This window comes from Salinicola aestuarinus (genome assembly GCF_003206645.1).
In the GTDB taxonomy this organism is placed as follows: Bacteria; Pseudomonadota; Gammaproteobacteria; order Pseudomonadales; family Halomonadaceae; genus Salinicola; species Salinicola aestuarinus.
The window spans coordinates 487,198-506,962 of sequence record NZ_PZJP01000008.1; the positions used below are offsets into that span (position 1 = coordinate 487,198).

Consider the following 19,765-nt stretch of genomic DNA (forward strand, 5'->3'; position numbering starts at 1 on the left):
CTACGCGTTGCCCTTCGGAGCACGCAGTTCGCGTGCCAAGAGGGGCTCAGTCGGTATCCTGCAGAAAGTCCTCGAACGCCTTTGACGTGCGCGTTTCGAAACCCTGAGGTGTCTTGACCACGAGATAGACCGCCAGATTCTCGCGTCGTGCCATATCGAAGCCGGCATCGGGGCCGAGGACCTCGATGGCGGTCGCCAGACCATCGGCAGTCATGCAGTCGTCGGCAATGACCGTTACCGATACGAGATGATGCGTGATCGGTCGGCCGGTGCGCGGGTCGATCGTGTGGGAATAACGGTGGCCGTCGTCTTCGAAGTAGTTGCGATAGTCACCGGAAGTCGCGACCGCCGCATCGTCAAACTCAATGATACGCTGCACGCTTCGCTCGTTCGAGACCGGCTTTTCGACCGCCACCCGCCAGGGTTCGCCACCGGGCTTCGTTCCTCGCGAGCGAATTTCGCCCCCAACCTCGATGAGATAGCTCGTCACCCCGAGATCGTCTAGCGAACGCGCCACGGCATCTGCGCCATAGCCCTTGGCGATCGACGAGAGATCGACGTAAACCGGTTTGGTCTTGGTTAGCGTGTCGCCATCCAGGTTCAGCGCACGATAGTCAACGTCAGCCAGCGCGTCAGCGATCGCCGCATCCCCGGGCACGCGATCCGGATGCTTGTCAGGGCCAAAGCCCCAGAGATTGACCACCGCACCCACGGTGACATCGAGGGCACCGTGAGACATCTCACCGATGCGAATCGCTTCACGCACCACCTCAGCCGTTTCCGGCGAGAGGTCGAAAGGCTCACCCACAGGGGCACGGTTGAACTTGGAAAGCTCGGAATCCGGCTTGTAAGTCGACATCAGGTTATCGACCCGATCCAGCGATGCCTTCACCCGGTTCTCGATACGAGCGAGCTGATCGTCGTCGTAATCGCCGAAGAAAGTGACATGAAAGCCGGTGCCGAAGATCGGACCCTCCAGCCGGTAGGATTCCGGCTCGCGGTCGCAGGCGGTGAGTACGATCAATAGCAGCAGGGCCAATCCCAGAAGGATCGGCCCTGTCGGTTTACGCGTTGACGCCTGCCTCATCCGCCGAAGTCATCCAGCATGATGTTCTCCGGCTCCACGCCAAGATCGGTCAGCATCTTGATCACCGAGGCATTCATCATCGGGGGGCCACACATGTAGTACTCGCAGTCCTCCGGCGCCGGGTGATCCTTGAGATAGTTCTCGTAGAGCACGTTATGGATGAAGCCGGTCGGCCCTTCCCAGTTATCCTCGGGGAGCGGATCGGACAGCGCTAGGTGCCAATCGAAGTTGTCGAACTCCTCGGCCAACTGATTGTAGTCGTCGTTGTAGAACGTCTCGCGCCAGGAACGCGCCCCGTACCAGAACGACATCTTGCGCGATGACTTCAGCCGCTTGAGCTGGTCGAAGATGTGGCTACGCATCGGCGCCATCCCCGCCCCACCGCCGATGAAGACCATCTCGGCGTCGGTGTCCTTGGCGAAGAACTCACCGAATGGCCCCATCACAGTGACCTTGTCGCCCGGCTTGAGACTGAACACGTAGGTCGACATCAACCCCGGCGGATGATTCGACTTGGGCGGCGGCGTGGCGATCCGGATGTTGAACTTCAACATCCCTTTCTCTTCGGGATAGTTCGCCATCGAGTAGGCGCGAATGATCTCTTCGTCGTTCTTGTGCGCCACGTCGAACAGGTTGAATTTCTCCCAATCGCCGCGGTACTCCTCTTCGATCTCGAAGTCGGAAAACTTGACATCGTAGGGCGGTGCCACCAGCTGCACGTAACCGCCAGCCCGAAACGCCACTTCTTCACCCTCGGGCAGCTTCAGGTTGAGCTCCTTGATGAAAGTCGCGACGTTGGGGTTCTCGACGACCTCGCACTCCCACTTCTTGACGCCAAAGACCTCTTCAGGCACCTGCACCTTCATATCCTGCTTCACCGGCACCTGGCAGGAGAGCCGCCAGCCATCCTTCTTCTCGCGCATGGTGAAGTGGGACTCTTCGGTCGGCAAGATCGAGCCGCCGCCTTCTTCGACCTGGCACTTGCACTGCGCGCAGGAGCCACCGCCACCACAGGCGGATGAGAGAAAGATGCCGTTGGCAGCCAGCGTCTGCAGCAGCTTGCCGCCAGCCTGCGTCGTCACGGTATTGTCGGGATCGCCGTTGATCTCGATGGAGACGTCCCCGCTGCTCACCAATCGGCTTCGTGCGGCCAGAATCACACCCACCAGCCCTAGCACGATGGCGGTGAACATGACGACGCCGACCACGATGACAGATGTATCGATCATGTCGGTTTCCTGTATTCCGTATTCGTGTTGGGGTTAGAGCTGAATGCCGGAGAAGGACATGAAGCCCAGCGACATCAGACCCACCGTGATGAAGGTGATACCCAGCCCCTGCAGGCTGGCAGGCACATCACTGTACTTCAGCTTCTCGCGAATGCCCGCCAGCGCCGTGATGGCCAGCGCCCAGCCAAACCCCGCCCCGGCGCCGTAGATCACTGACTCACCGAAGGAGTAGTCCCGCTGCACCATGAAGAGGGAGGCCCCCATAATGGCGCAGTTCACCGTGATCAACGGCAGAAAGACGCCCAGCGCGTTGTAGAGCGCCGGTACGAACTTATCGAGGAACATCTCGAGGATCTGCACGATCGCCGCGATGACGCCGATATAGCTGAGCAGACCGAGGAAGCTCAGGTCGATATTTTCCGCACCCTCGAGCCCGGTCCAGCTCAACGCGCCGGCTTTGAGGAGGTAGTTAAGGATCAGGTTGTTGACCGGGACGGTGATCGTCAACACGACGATCACCGCAATTCCCAGACCGATCGCCGAAGAGATCTTCTTGGAGACGGCCAGGAAGGTACACATCCCCAGAAAGAAGGCGAGCGCCATGTTCTCGACGAAGACTGCCTTAACGAACAGGCTGACATAATGTTCAAACATTGGCGGTCTCCTTGATTTTGGCCTTGCTGTTGGCAACGATGCGGTATTCCGTCTTTTCGACCTGATCCGGGTTGAACCAGCGCAGCACCCAGATCAGCAGGCCGATGACAAAGAACGCCGACGGCGGCAGCAACATCAGGCCGTTGGGAACGTACCAGCCACCATTCTGCACGGTCGGCAGCACGGTCAGACCGAACACGCTGCCCGAACCGAACAGTTCGCGAACGAAGCCCACCACCAGCAGGATGACGGCGTAGCCCAGACCGTTACCGACCCCGTCGAGAAAACTCATCACCGGACCGTTCTGCATCGCGTAAGCCTCGGCGCGGCCCATGACGATACAGTTGGTGATGATCAGGCCGACGAAGACCGAGAGCTGCTTGGACATCTCATAGGCGAAGGCCCGCAGCACCTGATCCACCACGATCACCAGCGACGCGATGATCGTCATCTGGACGATGATACGAATGGAAGACGGGATGTGGCTGCGGATCAGCGAAACGAACAGGTTGGAAAACGCGGTAACCGCGATGACCGCGAGCCCCATGACCAGCGACACGCTCATCTGATTGGTCACGGCAAGCGCGGAGCAGATTCCCAGAACCTGCAGTGCGATCGGGTTGTTCTTGAAGACCGGGGATAGGACGACGTCTTTAACCGAGTCGGTAGCCATCTTCAAGCTCCTCCTTGTGAATCGTCATGGAAGCGCGCGAGATAGGGCGCGTAGCCCTGCTCACCCATCCAGAACCGCAGCATGTTGGTGACGCCGCGACTCGTGAGCGTCGCACCCGAAAGCGCATCGACCTCATAATCGTTGCTGGCACCGCCCTTGACGAGTGCGATCTCCGGATCGCTGTAGTCGCCATCCTGGTAGATCTTCTTGCCATCCCACTGCGCCTTCCAGCGCGGGTTCTCGACTTCGCCGCCGAGACCCGGCGTTTCGGACTGATCATAGTAGGAGAGCCCGACGATGGTATTGCCATCACCCCGCACCGAAAGGAAGCCTTCCATCAGCCCCCACAGCCCCTGGCCGCGAATCGGCATGACGATCTGGTCCGGGTCTTCCGGGTCGCCCACCAGGTAGACGGTGGAGAAATTTTCCTGGCGACCGATACCGGCAATGTCATTGTCGCCCGAGAGCGTACGCGACGTCGCAGGATCCTGCGCCGCGTCGAACTGATCGTATGACGCCGGGTCGAGATCATGTGAGTACTCGCCGGTCTTGAGATTGACCACTTTCGGGGTGATCAGCTCGGCGTACTTCTCGTCGACATCGTCACCCGGCTGGTAGAGCTCGGTGACCTGCAGGATGTTGCTCTTGCGATCGAGCGCCTGGTTCTCGAGCTGCTTGGGCTTGAGCACAACGGCAGCGGACGACACCACCACCGAGCAAACCACGCAGAGCGAGAACGCGACGATAAGCGTCTTCTTGATCGAGTTATTGCTCGCCATCAGACAGCCTCCTTCTGGGCCGGCGCCAGCGCCGCCAGGCGTTTCTGACGTCGTTTGACGTTGGCGTTCACGAAGTAGTAATCGATCAGCGGCGCGAACAGATTGGCGAAGAGAATCGCCAGCATGATGCCCTCGGGGAACGCGGGGTTGACCACGCGAATAAGCACGGTCATGACACCGATTAGCGCCCCGAAGATCAGCTTACCGCGGTCGGTCATCGACGCCGAGACCGGGTCGGTCGCCATGAACACCATACCGAACGCAAAGCCACCGACGACCAGATGCCAATACCACGGCATGCCGAACATGGGATTGCTTTCCGACCCCACCAGGTTGAATAGCGAGGCCGAAGCGGCCATGCCCAGCAGCCCGCCCAGCATGATTCGCCAGGAGGCCACACGGGTCAGCAGCATCACGGCGCCCCCGATCAGGATGGCAAGCGTCGACGTCTCGCCGAGCGACCCGGGGATGAAGCCGAAGAAGGCATCGAACCAGCTGTACTGCTGATGAACCGCGTCCATGCCGCCGAGGGAGGCGTGAGACAGCGCGGTGGCGCCGGTGTAGCCGTCGGCGGCGACCCAGACGCTGTCCCCGGAGATCTGACCCGGATAGGCGAAATACAGGAAGGCGCGGCCGGTCAGCGCCGGATTGAGGAAATTCTTGCCGGTACCGCCGAAGATCTCCTTGCCGACCACCACGCCGAAGGTAATACCGAGCGCCACCTGCCATAGCGGGATCGTCGCCGGCAGCGTCAGCGCGAAGAGCACGGAAGTCACGAAGAAACCTTCGTTGACCTCGTGACCGCGTTTGATCGCGAAGAGCACTTCCCAGAAGCCACCGACGATGAAGGTGACCAGATAGATCGGTAGGAAGTAGGTCGCACCGAGCACGAAATTCGACCACAGGCTCGCCGGGTCGTGGCCGCCGGCCAGCGCCAGCGTTAGCGTTTCACGCCAGCCGCCCAGCGCCTGATAGCCATCCGCGATGGCCGTATTGGCCTGCAGGCCCGCGTTATACATGCCGAAGAACATGGCCGGGAAGGTGCACATCCAGACCGTGATCATGATGCGCTTGAGATCGATACCGTCGCGGACGTGCGTCATGCTCTTGGTGACGCTGGGCGGCGAGTAGAAGATCGTGTCTACGGCTTCATAGAGCGCATAGAACTTCTCGTATTTGCCGCCCTTCTCGAAATGAGGCTCAAGCTTGTCGAGCGTGTTGCGAATCCCCATCGTCAGGCCTCTTTTTCGATCGTGTTCAGGTTGTCGCGAAGGATGGGACCGAACTCGTACTTACCCGGGCAAACGTAAGTGCAAAGCGAGACGTCCTCCTCATCCAGCTCCAGGCAGCCTAGCTGCATGGCACTCTCGATATCCCCCACGATCAGTGAGCGCAGCAACTGCGTGGGCAGAATATCCAGCGGCATGACTTTTTCGTAGGCCCCGATCGGTACCATCGCGCGTTCCGAGCCGTTGGTCGAGGTGTTCGGCGCGTAGTTGTTCAATCCCAGAAAACGCGAGATGTAAATGCCCGTGACCGAGTGGCGATGACGGCCTGGCGAGAGCCAGCCCAGAAACGCGCGTTTGTTGCCCTCTTCGAGCATCGAGAACTGACGGTGGAAACGGCCGAGATAGCAGCGGCTGTCTTCGCACTCCGTCCCTCCGAAGATCGAACCGGAGATGACGCGGGTATCTTCCGGGCTCTCTACCTCGCCTTCGAGCAGCTCTTGGCTACTGGCTCCTATACGCGTGCGGACGAGCCTTGGATTCGTTGCCCGCGGCCCACCGATCGCGACCACGCGCGTCGGATCGAGACGGCCCTCGGCGAAGAGCTTGCCGATCGCGATGACATCCTGATAGTCGAGATACCAGACCTGGCGGTTGAGGCCGACCGGCGACAGAAAGTGAATATGGGTACCCGCAAGCCCTGCCGGATGCAGGCCCTCGAACCCTTCGGCCCGCACGCCCTCGAGATCATCGCCCGGTAGCGCGGTGTCGCCGCGGCGGCAAACGAAGAGTTTGCCCGGAGTCAGATGGCGCAGCGCCTGCAGACCCTGTTTGAACGCCTCGCCGTCGGCCTCGATGATCACCTGCGGGTCGGCGCTGAGGGGATGGGTATCGATGGCGGTGACGAAGATATCGGCGGGGACGGCATTGACCGCCGGCGTGCGCGAGAAAGGCCGCGTCCGCAGCGCAGTCCAGAGTCCCGAGTCAAGCAGCTGGTCGACGACCTGCTGCCGCTCGAGCTTGGCGATCCCGTCGGCGCCGTAAGCCGTGTACGTTTCGCTCTGCTCGTCCTCGTCGAGACGGATCACGACCGACAGCAGCCGACGCTTTTCCCCCCGGTTGATGGCGACGACCTCGCCTCCACCGGGTGAGGTAAAGCGAACGCCCTCGACCTTCTTGTCGGTGAACAAGAGCTGCCCGCGCTTTACCCGATCACCTTCACGCACCTCCATGGTCGGCCGCATACCGACATAGTCGGTCCCGACCAGCGCGACGTGACGCACAACGCGCCCCTCGTCGATACGCTGCGACGGCGCTCCCATCACGGGGAGATCCAGGCCTCGTTTGACTTCGATCATAGTCTCGCCCAGTTGTCGAATCTGATGTGATAGAGGAAAGAGGCTCGATGGACGTCTGACAGGTCCAGCAACCAGCGCCGTTGCGGTGGGCAGGAGATGACGTCTCGGAACTCGAAAGCGTTTCTTCTCAGAAGAGGTGACTTTCATGGCCGCGCCTTGAGCGGTCCACGCCAAAAAACGCGCACCATTATAATGAGCGGGGCCTTGAAAGGCCACTCACCACGCGGCCGCCAAAAGGCTTCAAAAACGCCAAAACCCCGACTAAATCGGGGTTTTGTAAGACTAAGGTCTAAGGTCGTGCTTCGCCAATGATCTCTCGCCGTCGCTATCGCGACGCTTTTAGACACCGTGGAATTGTTCGCTCATACACCATGGGCTTACCGGGTGGCGGGCAGATAGCGATGCCGAACATTGGAGACATACTGCAGAATACGCACCACCTGGCAGCTATAACCGAATTCGTTGTCGTACCAGACGTAGACCACGGCCTGCTTGCCGTCGGCGATGGTCGCCTTGGCATCGATGATGCCGGCATGGCGATTACCCACGAAGTCCGATGACACCACTTCCGGCGAATCGACATAGTCGATCTGTTTGTGCATCGGCGAGTGGAGCGCCATCTGACGCAGATAATCGTTGAGCGCCTCACGGTCGGTGTCGCGCTCGAGCGTCAGGTTGAGAATCGCCATCGAGACATTGGGGGTCGGGACACGGATCGCGTTACCGGTGAGCTTGCCCGCGAGCTCCGGTAGCGCCTTCGACACCGCCTTGGCCGCGCCCGTCTCGGTCAACACCATGTTGAGCGGCGCGCTACGGCCACGCCGGTCCCCCTTGTGATAGTTATCGATCAGGTTCTGGTCGTTGGTATACGAATGCACGGTCTCGACGTGGCCGTGAGCGACGCCGAACTCGTCCTGTATTGCCTTGAGCACCGGGACAATCGCGTTCGTCGTGCAGGACGCCGCAGAAATGATGCGATCGTCTTCACCGATCATGCCGCTGTTGATGCCGTGGACGATATTCTTGAGATCCCCCTTGCCCGGCGCCGTCAGCAGAACCTTGGCCACGCCTTTCGATTCGAGATGCTGCGCAAGCCCCTCGCGGTCGCGCCACTTGCCGGTATTGTCGACGACGATGGCGTTGTCGATGCCATAGGCGGTGTAGTCGATCTGAGAGGGGGAGTCCGCATAGATGATGCGGATGGTATGACCGTTGGCGATCAGCGCCTGATTGTCGCTGTCGACATCAATGGAGCCACCGAAAGGGCCGTGAACCGAATCGCGCCGCAGCAGACTCGCCCGCTTTTCGAGATCGTCCCCGTCGCCGCGGACCACGATGGCGCGCAGGCGCAGCAGGTTACCGCCGCCCGCCTTCTCGATCAGAATTCGCGCGAGGATACGACCGATCCGTCCAAACCCGTAAAGCACCACGTCCTGCGGTTCGCCGCCCATGCCACTGCCGTCGTGGCCCTCGACGATATCGGCGAGCTCACGCTTGAGAAAGGCGGCAACATCCTGCTCGCCGGACTGCTTGAAGGCCACACCCAGCCGACCGATGTCGATATGTGCCGGCCCCGGATTGAGATCGAGAATCGCCTTGACCATCGGCAACGTATCGCAGACCGACAGCTCCGTGTCCTCCACCTTACGCACATAGCGATGATTCTTGAGGATGCGCAGCACAGAACGATTGATCAGCGAGCGTCCGTACAGCGAGGGAATCACGTTGTACTCGCGGTAGAGCTTGCCCAGCAGCGGAATCATCTCCTCTGCCCGCGCCTCGTTGTCCTGCCACTGCTGAAAAACGCTGTCGTTCGACTGTTCGCTCACGGACCGGCCTCGCTTGAAGTGGATCGATGACATTGGCTGACTCGCGCCTCGACGCAGATGCCCTGCTATCGACCGCCAGTCGCTCACCAAAAACGTGAGCATTATCCGCGGGCTACAAAAGCCGCCGCAATCGCCGCGTAGTCGCAAGCGGTGTAGTTTCACTACACTGGTCCAAACCCGAACGCGCTGGCATCGGTTTGCCCTGCCGGGCACCCCCCGCGGCGGCGATCAGCCTGCTATCATCTCTGCAAATTCCTTCTCGCCTCCCATCTACGCCATCGAAAGGTCCATGTCGCAATTCAGCCCTCTCTCGCCCCCGCGCCCCCGCGGCGTGCGCGAAACGACCTACTGCCAGCTTCCCTACGGTAGCGCCAGCGCCCTGACGCTCGCCCGCCTGGCAGAGGACGCGCCGCTACTCGTCATCACGCCGGATACCGCCAGCGCCCAGCGCCTGGAAACCGCGCTTCGCTTCTATGCCGATACGCCGGTGATGCCGTTTCCCGATTGGGAGACGCTGCCCTACGACAGTTTCTCGCCTCACCAGGACATCGTCTCCGCTCGCCTGCGCACGCTTCGCGAACTGCAGGAGGGTACCCGGGGTATCGTCCTGGTACCGATCAACACGCTGATGCAGCGCCTGCCGCCGCGAGAGTACGTTGCCGGCCGGGTACTCACGCTGGCCAACGGCGATCAGCTCGATCGTGAAGGGTTCCGAGAACGCCTCTCGCGTGCCGGATATCGCGCAGTGGAAACGGTCTACGAGCCAGGCGAATACGCTATGCGTGGCGCGCTGATCGACCTCTTCCCCATGGGAACGGATGCACCGCTGCGCATCGATCTTTTCGACGACGAGATCGACTCGCTGCGTCGTTTCGATCCGGATTCGCAGCGGTCAGGCGACAAGCTCGAGCGCATCGAACTCCTGCCCGCCCACGAGTACTCACTGTCGCGTTCCGCGATCGCCTGCTTTCGAGAAGGGTTCGAGACCCTTTTCGATGTAGATCCACGCCAGTGCCCGCTCTATGTCGACGCCATCAAGGGAATTCCCTCCCCGGGCCTCGAGCAGTATCTGCCGCTGTTCTTCGAGGAAACGGCGACCCTCTTCGAACACCTCGCCGATGACACCCGTGTCGCGCTGCTCCCGGAAGTGCACGCCGCCGCGGAGAGCCACTGGCGCGCCATCGAGAGCCGCTACGAGAACCTCGGCGTGGACCCCACCCGACCGCTTTTGCCGCCAGCACGCGCCTTCGTGCCCGTCGCCGAGGTGTTCGCCGCGATCAAGCGCCATCCGCGTCTGGAGTTCACGCCGGCAAGCGACGACAACGCTGTCGGCGACAACGTGCATGCCAGCACCACCCAGATGCCGCCGACGGTCGCCATCAATGCCCGCGCGCAGCAACCGCTGTCGACACTGGAGCAGTTCCTAGGCGCCCATCGGGATCTTCGCGTGCTGTTCGTCGCCGAGTCTCGCGGCCGCCGGGAGGCACTCGACGAAACGCTCTCGCCGCTGGTCCGTGAAATGCCGCACGTCGAGAACTGGCGCGAGTTCCTCGAGGGCGACAGTCACTTTGCGATTACCGAGGGTGGGCTCGACGAGGGACTATGGCTCGGCGACCCGGCGGTCGCCGTGATCACCGAGACCGAACTTTACGGCGAGGTGGTGCGCCAGTCGCGACGCCGCGCCAAGGCGACCGATGACAACGAGCTCGCGGTGCGACATCTGTCGGAGCTCAAACCCGGCTCGCCGGTGGTTCACCAGTATCACGGTGTCGGCCGCTACCAGGGACTCGAGACGATCCACGCCGGCGGTCTGGCGGCGGAATTTCTGGCACTCGAGTACGCCAACGGCGCCAAGCTCTACGTCCCGGTGGACAATCTTCAGCTGATCTCGCGCTATGCCGGCGCCAGCGACGAACTCGCACCGTTGCACAAGCTCGGCTCCGACACCTGGGACAAGGCCAAGCGCAAAGCCGCGGAGAAGGTACGCGACACGGCTGCCGAACTGCTGGACATCTACGCCCGCCGCGAAGCGCGCGAAGGGTTCGCCAGTGATGCGCCGGGGGATGACTATGCTCGCTTCGCCGCAAGCTTCCCCTTCGAGGAGACCCCAGACCAGCTCGCCGCCATCGAAGCGGTGATCGATGACATGACCGCGCCTCGCCCGATGGACCGCGTGGTCTGCGGTGACGTCGGCTTCGGTAAGACCGAGGTCGCCATGCGCGCAGCCTTCCTCGCGGTCAACTCAGGGCGTCAGGTGGTGGTGCTCGTACCCACCACACTGCTGGCTCAGCAGCACTACGACAATTTCCGCGATCGCTTCGCCGACACTGCCGTACAGATCGAGATGCTCTCTCGCTTCACCGGCGGCAAGGGCGAAAGCGACACCATGGCGCGAATCGCCGAAGGCCGCGCGGACATCATCATCGGCACCCACAAGCTGCTCTCGAAGTCGTTCAAGGTGCCCAATCTCGGCTTGATGATCATCGACGAGGAGCACCGCTTCGGGGTCTCGCAAAAAGAGCGCCTCAAGCAGCTACGAGCCCAGGTCGACATTCTCACGCTCACGGCGACGCCGATTCCCCGCACGCTCAACATGGCAATGAACGGGATTCGCGATCTCTCGATCATCGCCACGCCGCCGGCGAAACGACTGTCGGTCAAGACCTTCGTCCAGAGCCGCAACGAGCCGGTCATCAAAGAGGCGATCCTTCGCGAGATCCTGCGCGGTGGCCAGGTCTACTTCCTGCACAACGAAGTCAAGACGATCGAGTCGAGCGCCGACAAGATTCGCGAACTGGTGCCGGATGCCCGCGTCGGTGTCGCCCACGGCCAGCTGCCGGAGCGCGCACTGGAGCGGGTGATGTCGGACTTCTACCACAAGCGCTTCAATGTTCTGGTCTGCTCGACGATCATCGAAACCGGGATCGACGTCCCCAGCGCCAACACCATCGTCATCGAGCGCGCCGACAAGTTCGGCCTCGCCCAGCTGCACCAGCTCCGTGGCCGCGTGGGGCGCAGTCATCATCAGGCCTACGCCTACCTGCTGACGCCGCCCCCCAAGGCGATGACCAAGGACGCCATGAAGCGACTCGAGGCGATCACCCAGAGCGACGACCTGGGGGCAGGTTTCACTCTCGCCAGTCATGACATGGAGATCCGCGGAGCGGGCGAGCTGCTCGGCGATGAGCAGAGCGGCCAGATGGAGACCGTCGGCTACAGCCTTTACATGCAGATGCTCGACCGCGCGGTCAAAGCGATTCGCTCAGGCAAGACGCCCAACATCGAAGCGCCTCTCGATGACGGGACGGAACTGAGCCTCAACCTGCCTGCACTGATCCCCGACGATTATCTGCCGGACATTCAGCAGCGTCTGGTGATGTACAAGCGAATCTCGAGCGCCGAGAACGAGGGTGCGCTCAAAGAGCTTCAGGTCGAGATGATCGACCGCTTCGGGCTACTGCCCGGGCCCGTGAAGACGCTGTTCCAACAGACACAGCTACGTCAGAGGGCCGAACGCCTGGGCATTGCCAAGCTGGAAGCCGGCGCGGAGCGCGGCCGCGTCATTTTCAGCCCCGAGCCGCAGATCGACCCCATGACGCTGGTCGAGCTGATCCAACGCTTCCCGCAACGCTACAAACTGGAGGGCGCCGACACGCTGCGCTTCTACGCGGACATGGAGCAAGCGGCCGATCGCCTGTCCTGCATCGACGAGCTGCTGAATACGCTCAATCGCAAGGCCAAGGCGGCTTGAGTGCTGATCGTCGCGAGCGTCCGGCCGGCGACACCAAAAAAAACCGCGACAGTGTCGCGGTTTTTTTCAGGCTGGCGTTGCTGTGATGCCGATGCGATCGTCGCTCGCGTCGTCACTCGGCTCGACGCAGCCGTAGTCGCGTAATCTCGGCCGGCGCCCCGAAGCGCATCGGCGGCCCCCAGTAGCCGGTACCCCGACTGGTATAGACCCACATCGCCTCTTCATGCCCCAGCCCCGCAAGAAAGCGATTGGCGCGTCGTGCCAATAGCGTCCACGGCCAGATCTGGCCGCCATGGGTGTGTCCCGAGAGCTGCAGATCGAACCCCGCTTTCGCCGCCGCCGGTGCGGAGTTCGGCTGATGCGCCAGCAGCACTCGAGGTACCGACGCCGGAATCCCGGCTGCCGCCACCACCGGATCGCTACGATGCGCCGCCACGTAGTAGCCGGCGGTGAAATCCGGCACGCCGGCGATGGCGAGCATCGCGCCGCGGTGCTCGAGCAGTACGGACTCATTGACCAGCATCTGTACCCCAGCGCGCCGAAACGCCTCCACCCAGGCTTCGGCCTCGCTGTAATATTCGTGATTCCCAGTGACACCGAAGGTGCCGTGACGCGAGACCAGCTCAGCCAGAGGCGCGATCTCCGGCTCCAGCTCGTTGACGCGCCCATCCGTCATGTCACCAGTAATCGCCACGAGATCCGGATTGAGGGCGTTGACCCGGCGCACGATCGCCGCGAGGTGTCCTCGCTTGATCGTTGGTCCGACATGGAGATCACTCAACTGAACGATCGCAAAGTCTTCCAGTGCCGGCGGCAGTTGGGCGATGGGAACCGACACCTCGACGACTCGGGGAACTCGCCGCGCCTGATACAACGACCAGGCGGAAAGTACCAGCGTCACCCCCACCACCGCCCAGGCGCTCGGGGTGCCCAGATTGGTGACCGGTAGTGCGAGCGCCACCAGTAACACCAGATCTCGCAGCAACGTCGACCAGAGCAGAAACGAGAACGCACCGGTCATGACACTGATCGGCCAGGCCAGCCAGCGATCATTGAGCCAGCTCACCCGCATCACCAGCGGCAGGGCCACCGCGCTAAGCGCGAGATAGCTCCCCACCACCACCGAGCCCCAGGCCGGCAGGGCCAACCCGGTCAGTAGCCGAATCCCGATATAAAGATGAAGGACAACAACGATTACGCGAATACGGAGAAAGAATCGATGGTGGCGCACGTTCTAAACCATCCTTGGTTTTGAATCAGTGAGTGACGAATGGCGCAGGCCGGTGCCGATAGACCCCACGGAGGGAATAACCAACGGACGCCCGCGCGGGGGTTTGATCTGTATAATGCGCGTCGACGGGCCAACCCGTCACACGTTCATCCTCAACGTCCCAGGAGCTCTCATGTCACTGGCGAATGCCGCTTGGCTGGTCTCGGTCGTGGCGACCACGATTGGGTTCGCCGCCTTTTTCATCTTCAGTGCCACCCGTCGACGTTGGCTGCTGCCAACGGCTCTGATCTCGGTGGCAATCGCCATTGCCGCGTCGCTCATCGCCGCGCTCAACCAGTAATCGTCAGCGTCGGCCTCGACAACCCGGGTTGAGATGACGGGCTGGCGTTCGAGCGCGGCGGGCCCGACCTGCAGCCGCAGACGTGCCAGCCATGACGGTCAGTGGACCGTGGCGGGAACCTGAGCCTCTTCGTCTTCCTCTTCGCCATCCCAGAGGTGTGTCCGGGTGATGGCGTGGTCCAGCATCTCGCGTGCCACGTCGAAGCGGCTGCGCTTCAGAAGCTCCACGGCTTCCTCGGAGAAACGGATCGATACCAGCGGTTCGCCGCTGGCTTCAGCCGGGCGCAGCACGACCTCTCCATTGGCAAGCTCGACGATTTCCAGAATCGCGGTATCTGACATGGCTATGGCCTCCTAGTCTCGACGACCCGAAGCGTCTGAACGCCCCAGAGCGTCGTTACACCCCAAAACAAGTATGACAAGCAATAAAAAACGACCAGAGCCTGAGCCCCGGTCGTCTTGCACTAGTCATAAGATTAACACGCGGGTCACGAAGCGGTCACGCTCACCACTCCTGACTGCCTTCCCGCAGTGATGGCAGCAGGGCTTTGAACTCACGGTGGCACCAGCAGAGCTGGTCCGCCAGCGCCGGCGACTGGCCGCTAGCGATCAAGCCTTTTTGAGGGCGCCTCGATGACGCCCCGCGATCGGCGTGTAGCGATTCGACGTGCGTGAGCAATACGGCCAGCCAGCTCTCTTCAGCCGCCGCCAGCTCGCGCAGACGGTCCAGTTCGGCCACCTGGACGTCTCTCGCCTCGAACCAGGCGCGCCACCCCCCCAGCGTCTGGCTCGTGTGCTCGGTGACTTCTCTGAGCAGCGAGTCGAGGGCGAGCTCGAGGGTCGCCAGCGCCGCCTCCTCGAAGGCCATGCGGCGCGCCATTACCTGCTCGTCACTGCCGCCCTCTTCGGCCAGGAGCAGCTCAGCATGATGCAGGAGCTGATTGGTACGCGCCGGTGAACTCACTTTCGCTTGTCCTCGACCTGCCAGTGACCGTTGTCGTAGGTCGCTCGCCAGCCCGTCGCCTTGCCATCCTGGTCGGTCATGACGAATTGGCTCTTGGTCTTGCGCGAGAACCGAATCTGCGCTGGACGGCCGTCCGGGTCCTCGCTGGGCGCCTGAAGTAGAAAGTGGTACTTCTCCGGCAGCTCCTTGGCGTGCGCCTTGAGTTCCTTGACCAGCGGCGGACGTGTCTCGCGGTTCTTGGGGAACTGACTCGCCGCCAGGAATAGACCGCTGGCACCGTCACGCAGCACATAGTGATCCTCGACCTTCTGGCACTCGAGCTCAGGCATCGGGATCGGATCGATCTTGGGCGGTGCCACTTCACCGCTCTTGAGCAGCTTGCGCGTATTGCCGCACTCCTCGCTGGTGCAGGCGAAATACTTGCCGAACCGCCCGCTTTTGAGCTGCATCTCCGAGCCGCACTTGTCGCACTCGATCACCGGGCCGTCGTAGCCCTTGATCCGAAAGCGCCCTTGCTCGATTTCGTAGTAGCCGTCGTCGTCGTTACTGATATAGAGCTTGCGGCTCTCGTCGATGAGATAGCTGTCCATCGCCGTGCCGGTGTTGGGGTTACGGCGCTTGGCGAGCAGGGCATCCGTCTCGGCGGCTTCGTCGGCATCGGCCGGCACGGCCTCCTCGCCGGGGATCAGATCGATGGTCGTCTTGCAGCGCTCCTTCGGCGGCAAATTGTAGCCGGAACACCCCAGGAACACCCCGGTCGACGCGATGCGGATCTGCATCGGCCGGCCACAGGTGGGACAGTCGATATCGGTCTCGATCGGCTCGTTGGGCCGCATGCCATCGTCGCCCTGAGCGTGCTCGAGCTGCGCCTTGAATTCAGCATAGAAAGCGTCGAGTAGCTCCCGCCAGTTCTCCTGTCCGCCAGCGACCTCATCGAGTCGATCTTCCATCCGCGCGGTAAAGCTATAGTCGAGTAGATCGTTGAACGACTCGACCAATCGGTCGGTCACGATCTCGCCGAGCTTCTCGGCGTAGAAACGCCGGTTGTCGAGCTTGACGTAACCGCGATCCTGGATAGTCGAGATGATCGCCGCGTAGGTGGACGGCCGTCCGATCCCTCTTTTTTCGAGCTCCTTGACCAGGCTGGCCTCGGTGTAGCGCGCCGGCGGCTTGGTGAAGTGCTGCTGGGGGTCGATCTGCTCGAGATGCAGGACATCGCCTTTGGCGATATCGGGAAGCTGGGCCTGATCGTCCTTCTTGCCCATCGGCTTCATCACGCGAGTGTAGCCGTCGAACTTGAGCACGCGGCCGCGGGCCTTGAGTTCGAAACCTTCGACCTCGATGGTGAGCGTGGTCGCCAGATACTGGGCCGGCACCATCTGACACGCCACGAACTGGCGCCAGATCAGCTCGTAGAGCCGCTGCGCATCACGCTCCACCGACAGATCATCGGCGCGCTGATTGACGTTCGAGGGCCGGATCGCCTCGTGCGCTTCCTGCGCGTTCTGCTTGCTGGAGTAGCGAATGGGCGACTCCGGCAAATATCGCTCGCCAAACTCACCCTCGATGTACTCGCGCGCATGAGCGACCGCATCCTGCGAGAGATTGGTGGAGTCGGTTCGCATGTAGGTAATGTAGCCCGCCTCGTAGAGGCGCTGCGCCAACGTCATCGTCTTCTTGACCGAGAATCCGAGCCGACCGCTCGCCGCCTGCTGCAGCGTCGAGGTAATGAAGGGCGCGCTGGGCTTGGAGCTGGTGGGCTTGGTGTCGCGGTCGGAGACGGTGTAGCTGTCTCCGCGCAGCTTGGCGATCCGCGACATCGTCTCCTGCTCGGAGGTCGGCCGGAAGGCTTCACCGTTCTCTCGCACCACTTCGAAACGCACGGCTTCGCCGTCGGCAGTGACGGTATCAGCGTGCACGTCCCAGAACTCCTCCGGGACGAAGGCGCGAATATCACGCTCGCGGTCGACGATCAGACGCACGGCGACGGACTGCACCCGCCCGGCAGAAAGACCGCGGGCGATCTTGCTCCACAGCAACGGCGAGACCATGAAGCCCACGACGCGGTCGAGAAAGCGCCGGGTCTGCTGGGCCTCGACGCGGGCGAGGTTCAGATCGCCCGGCTCCTTGAACGCTTCCTGGATCGCATTTTTGGTGATCTCGTTGAAAACCACTCGCTTGTAGCGCGAGTCATCACCACCGATGGTCTCCTTGAGGTGCCAGGCGATCGCTTCCCCCTCGCGGTCCAAGTCGGTCGCGAGGTAGATGGTGTCGCTCTTGTCGGCGAGCTTCTTAAGCTCCTCGACCACCTTCTCCTTGCCGGGCAGCACCTCGTAATTGGCGCGCCAGTCATCCTCGGGGTCGATCCCCATGCGCCGGATCAACTGATCCCACTGCTTGCGCTTCTGATAGACCGCCTTCTCGTCGGGCGACATCTTGCGTGTCGCGGCGGCCTGGCGACCGCGCTCCTTGGGATCGACCGGCTGCTTCGAAGAGCCACTGGTCGGCAGGTCACGAATATGCCCGACGCTCGACTTAACGACGAAGTCGTTACCGAGATATTTGTTGATGGTCTTGGCCTTGGCCGGCGACTCAACGATTACCAGTGACTTGCCCATAGCGCTCCTGCTTCATTGAACTAGCGTCGATTCCGGCCGCCGTAAATGTAGGGCCATCGTTATGAGATAGCCATCCCGTGCTGTTAGACAAAGATCACGCAGAGACTCGCTGGGGCCGCACTGCGCCCGCCAATGACAGACATTCGGCAAGCCAGACAGCGAGCGATATCACGCGGATAAACGGGGCCGGACCGGAAAATGCGCCTACCCTACCCTAGCCGTTGCCGAGGCGCCAGCCAGGCTAAGGCCGGTTAGAAAGCCCCCCTGCCCGCCTGCGCCGCCATCACCACACCCCGGTCGGTATCGGCCAGGGACGGGCACTCCTTGATCCTGGAACAGGACGCACGACGTCCCCCTCGCCTCTCGCACGGCTTTCTTACCTTGGACCCGACGGCGAGTCTGCGCCAATCAGGGATGCAGTCGGCACCACCTCGGACATCCGCGCCGCCGTGATGTAAAATCACGGTTCGTTTCGGTCGTCGGTGGCACCATCCAGGCTTAGCCGGATGTCAACCTCCGGCGTGACGACCCTTCAGTTGCCAGGAGTTTCCCCATGCAGCACGCGTTTCACGGTCCGATTCGCCGTACCAAGATCGTTGCCACCCTCGGCCCTGCCACGGATCGAGAAGGCGTTCTGGACGCTATTATCGAAGCCGGGGTCGACGTCGTTCGCCTGAATTTCTCCCACGGCAGCTCGGACGATCACCGCCGACGGCTGGAAGCGGTCCGTGAAGCTGCCGAGCGTCAGGGCCGTGCCGTCGCCGCTCTCGGTGACCTTCAGGGCCCCAAGATTCGTATCGCTCGCTTCGCCGCCGAAGGTGGCGTGAAACTCGCCAAGGGCCAGTCGTTCGTGCTCGACGTCTCGCTCGACCGCGATGCAGGAGACAGCGAACGGGTCGGCTGCGATTACGCCGAACTCGCCGATGACGTCAAAGCCGGCGACGTGCTGCTGCTCGACGACGGCCGCCTGGTGCTCAAGGTAGACCGTATCGAGGGGCCCCAGATTTTCACCACCGTCCAGGTGGGCGGCAAGCTGACCAACAACAAGGGCATCAACAAGCAGGGTGGCGGTCTCTCTGCCTCGGCACTGACCGAGAAAGACAAAGAAGACCTCAAGACCGCCATCGACATCGGCGTCGACTACCTGGCGGTCTCGTTTCCCCGCAGCGGCGCGGACATGCAGTACGCGCGTGATTTGCTGGGCGAGGCCGGTCAGAACATTGGCCTGGTCGCCAAAGTCGAGCGCGCCGAAGCGGTCGCCGATGACGAGACGCTCGATGACATCATTCGCGCCTCCGAGGCAGTGATGGTGGCCCGTGGCGACCTCGGCGTAGAGATTGGCGACGCCCAGCTGATCGGCGTGCAGAAGCGCATCATCGGCCGCGCTCGCAGTCTCAACAAGGTCGTCATTACCGCCACCCAGATGATGGAGTCGATGATCGAGTCGCCGCTGCCGACCCGCGCCGAAGTCTTTGACGTCGCCAACGCGGTGCTCGATGGCACCGACGCGGTCATGCTGTCGGCGGAGACCGCTGCCGGCGACTATCCGGTAGAAACGATCGACGCCATGAATCGCCTCTGCCTCGGCGCCGAACGCGAGCGCAGCGCGCAGGAGTCGAAGCACCGCATCCATGAAGGCTTCACGCGCATCGACGAGACGGTGGCGCTGTCGGCGATGTACGCCGCCAACCATCTCTCCGGTGTCGTCGCCATCGCCTGCCTGACCGCGACCGGCTACACGCCGCTGATTGCCTCGCGCATCCGCTCGGGCCTGCCCATCGTGGCACTGGCAGCGACGCCGGAAGTCCAACGACGCATGGCGCTGTATCGCGGCGTTGTCTCGCTGGTCTTCGATGCCTCTGCGCTACCGCTGACCGAGATCAATGCCGGTGCCGTCGGCGAGCTGGTGGGCCGCGGCCTCGCCAGCGCCGGCGACCACGTCATCCTGACGCGCGGCGATCACATGAACGCCCACGGCGGCACCAACGCGATGAAGATCGTTCAGGTCGAAGGCTGACAGTCAGGCA

Annotated in this window: 15 protein-coding genes; 3 read left to right on the forward strand and 12 right to left on the reverse strand. The window is 62.2% G+C overall.

From position 1 onward, the window contains the following. Positions 1–46: 46 nt before the first annotated feature. The 8 genes from DOM41_RS14200 to DOM41_RS14235 all read right to left on the reverse strand — a co-directional run bounded on the left by DOM41_RS14200 (position 47) and on the right by DOM41_RS14235 (position 8,835). Positions 47–1,087 (reverse strand): FAD:protein FMN transferase, encoded by a 1,041-nt coding sequence (locus DOM41_RS14200; RefSeq protein ID WP_110687496.1) that lies wholly within the window; start codon positions 1,085–1,087, stop codon positions 47–49. Beyond that, a complete protein-coding gene (nqrF, locus tag DOM41_RS14205; RefSeq protein ID WP_110687497.1) occupies positions 1,084–2,316 on the reverse strand; it encodes an NADH:ubiquinone reductase (Na(+)-transporting) subunit F in 1,233 nt (410 codons plus the stop codon). Before nqrF ends, DOM41_RS14200 begins: the two co-directional genes overlap by 4 nt. Before the next feature lie 33 nt (positions 2,317–2,349). Beyond that, positions 2,350–2,970, reverse strand: a complete 621-nt coding sequence (gene nqrE / locus DOM41_RS14210; RefSeq protein WP_110687498.1) for an NADH:ubiquinone reductase (Na(+)-transporting) subunit E — start codon at positions 2,968–2,970, stop codon at positions 2,350–2,352. Then, on the reverse strand, positions 2,963–3,643 hold the full coding sequence (locus DOM41_RS14215; RefSeq protein WP_110687499.1) for an NADH:ubiquinone reductase (Na(+)-transporting) subunit D: 681 nt from the start codon (positions 3,641–3,643) through the stop codon (positions 2,963–2,965). The genes nqrE and DOM41_RS14215 overlap by 8 nt, the downstream gene beginning before the upstream one ends. A gap of 2 nt (positions 3,644–3,645) precedes the next feature. Then, positions 3,646–4,425 carry a Na(+)-translocating NADH-quinone reductase subunit C gene (locus DOM41_RS14220; RefSeq protein ID WP_110687500.1) on the reverse strand — a complete coding sequence of 260 codons (780 nt, stop codon included), beginning with the start codon at positions 4,423–4,425 and terminating at the stop codon, positions 3,646–3,648. Beyond that, positions 4,422–5,654: an NADH:ubiquinone reductase (Na(+)-transporting) subunit B gene (locus DOM41_RS14225; protein WP_110687501.1), complete on the reverse strand. Its 1,233-nt coding sequence runs from the start codon at positions 5,652–5,654 to the stop codon at positions 4,422–4,424. The genes DOM41_RS14220 and DOM41_RS14225 overlap by 4 nt, the downstream gene beginning before the upstream one ends. Before the next feature lie 2 nt (positions 5,655–5,656). Further along, positions 5,657–7,006, reverse strand: coding sequence for a Na(+)-translocating NADH-quinone reductase subunit A (locus tag DOM41_RS14230; RefSeq protein ID WP_110687502.1), 1,350 nt, complete (start codon positions 7,004–7,006; stop codon positions 5,657–5,659). Between the two features lie 377 nt (positions 7,007–7,383). Continuing rightward, positions 7,384–8,835, reverse strand: a complete 1,452-nt coding sequence (locus DOM41_RS14235) for a glyceraldehyde-3-phosphate dehydrogenase (RefSeq protein WP_110687658.1) — start codon at positions 8,833–8,835, stop codon at positions 7,384–7,386. A gap of 289 nt (positions 8,836–9,124) precedes the next feature. Here DOM41_RS14235 and mfd point away from each other — a divergent pair, with 289 nt between their 5' ends. Then, positions 9,125–12,586 carry a transcription-repair coupling factor gene (mfd, locus tag DOM41_RS14240; protein WP_110687503.1) on the forward strand — a complete coding sequence of 1,154 codons (3,462 nt, stop codon included), beginning with the start codon at positions 9,125–9,127 and terminating at the stop codon, positions 12,584–12,586. Between the two features lie 112 nt (positions 12,587–12,698). Here mfd and DOM41_RS14245 read toward each other — a convergent pair whose 3' ends face one another. Then, positions 12,699–13,817, reverse strand: coding sequence for a metallophosphoesterase (locus DOM41_RS14245; RefSeq protein ID WP_110687504.1), 1,119 nt, complete (start codon positions 13,815–13,817; stop codon positions 12,699–12,701). A gap of 172 nt (positions 13,818–13,989) precedes the next feature. Here DOM41_RS14245 and DOM41_RS17535 point away from each other — a divergent pair, with 172 nt between their 5' ends. Continuing rightward, entirely contained in the window at positions 13,990–14,157 is a 168-nt protein-coding gene (locus tag DOM41_RS17535) for a hypothetical protein (protein ID WP_157956939.1), read from the forward strand. Positions 14,158–14,255: 98 nt separating this feature from the next. Here the strand turns inward: DOM41_RS17535 and DOM41_RS14250 are convergent, their stop codons facing one another. From DOM41_RS14250 to topA, 3 genes are all read right to left on the reverse strand, one after another. Next, on the reverse strand, positions 14,256–14,498 hold the full coding sequence (locus DOM41_RS14250; protein WP_110687505.1) for a hypothetical protein: 243 nt from the start codon (positions 14,496–14,498) through the stop codon (positions 14,256–14,258). 163 nt (positions 14,499–14,661) lie between these two features. Continuing rightward, the gene (locus DOM41_RS14255) at positions 14,662–15,120 is read right to left on the reverse strand and encodes a DUF6586 family protein (protein WP_110687506.1); all 459 of its coding nucleotides are present in this window, start codon (positions 15,118–15,120) and stop codon (positions 14,662–14,664) included. After that, positions 15,117–17,738, reverse strand: a complete 2,622-nt coding sequence (gene topA / locus DOM41_RS14260; protein ID WP_110687507.1) for a type I DNA topoisomerase — start codon at positions 17,736–17,738, stop codon at positions 15,117–15,119. The genes DOM41_RS14255 and topA overlap by 4 nt, the downstream gene beginning before the upstream one ends. Before the next feature lie 553 nt (positions 17,739–18,291). Between topA and pyk the strand changes: the two genes are divergently transcribed. Continuing rightward, positions 18,292–19,755 (forward strand): pyruvate kinase, encoded by a 1,464-nt coding sequence (gene pyk / locus DOM41_RS14265; RefSeq protein WP_110687508.1) that lies wholly within the window; start codon positions 18,292–18,294, stop codon positions 19,753–19,755. The last annotated feature ends 10 nt before the right edge of the window (positions 19,756–19,765 follow it).

Excerpts from the sequence above, each read along its gene's own strand:
- DOM41_RS14225 (WP_110687501.1), bottom strand. The coding sequence starts at position 5,654 with ATGGGGATTCGCAACACGCTCGACAAGCTTGAGCCTCATTTCGAGAAG.
- DOM41_RS14230 (WP_110687502.1), bottom strand. The coding sequence starts at position 7,006 with ATGATCGAAGTCAAACGAGGCCTGGATCTCCCCGTGATGGGAGCGCCG.
- nqrF (WP_110687497.1), bottom strand. The coding sequence starts at position 2,316 with ATGATCGATACATCTGTCATCGTGGTCGGCGTCGTCATGTTCACCGCC.
- DOM41_RS14200 (WP_110687496.1), bottom strand. The coding sequence starts at position 1,087 with ATGAGGCAGGCGTCAACGCGTAAACCGACAGGGCCGATCCTTCTGGGA.
- DOM41_RS14215 (WP_110687499.1), bottom strand. The coding sequence starts at position 3,643 with ATGGCTACCGACTCGGTTAAAGACGTCGTCCTATCCCCGGTCTTCAAG.
- nqrE (WP_110687498.1), bottom strand. The coding sequence starts at position 2,970 with ATGTTTGAACATTATGTCAGCCTGTTCGTTAAGGCAGTCTTCGTCGAG.
- pyk (WP_110687508.1), top strand. The coding sequence starts at position 18,292 with ATGCAGCACGCGTTTCACGGTCCGATTCGCCGTACCAAGATCGTTGCC.
- topA (WP_110687507.1), bottom strand. The coding sequence starts at position 17,738 with ATGGGCAAGTCACTGGTAATCGTTGAGTCGCCGGCCAAGGCCAAGACC.
- DOM41_RS17535 (WP_157956939.1), top strand. The coding sequence starts at position 13,990 with ATGTCACTGGCGAATGCCGCTTGGCTGGTCTCGGTCGTGGCGACCACG.
- DOM41_RS14250 (WP_110687505.1), bottom strand. The coding sequence starts at position 14,498 with ATGTCAGATACCGCGATTCTGGAAATCGTCGAGCTTGCCAATGGAGAG.
- mfd (WP_110687503.1), top strand. The coding sequence starts at position 9,125 with ATGTCGCAATTCAGCCCTCTCTCGCCCCCGCGCCCCCGCGGCGTGCGC.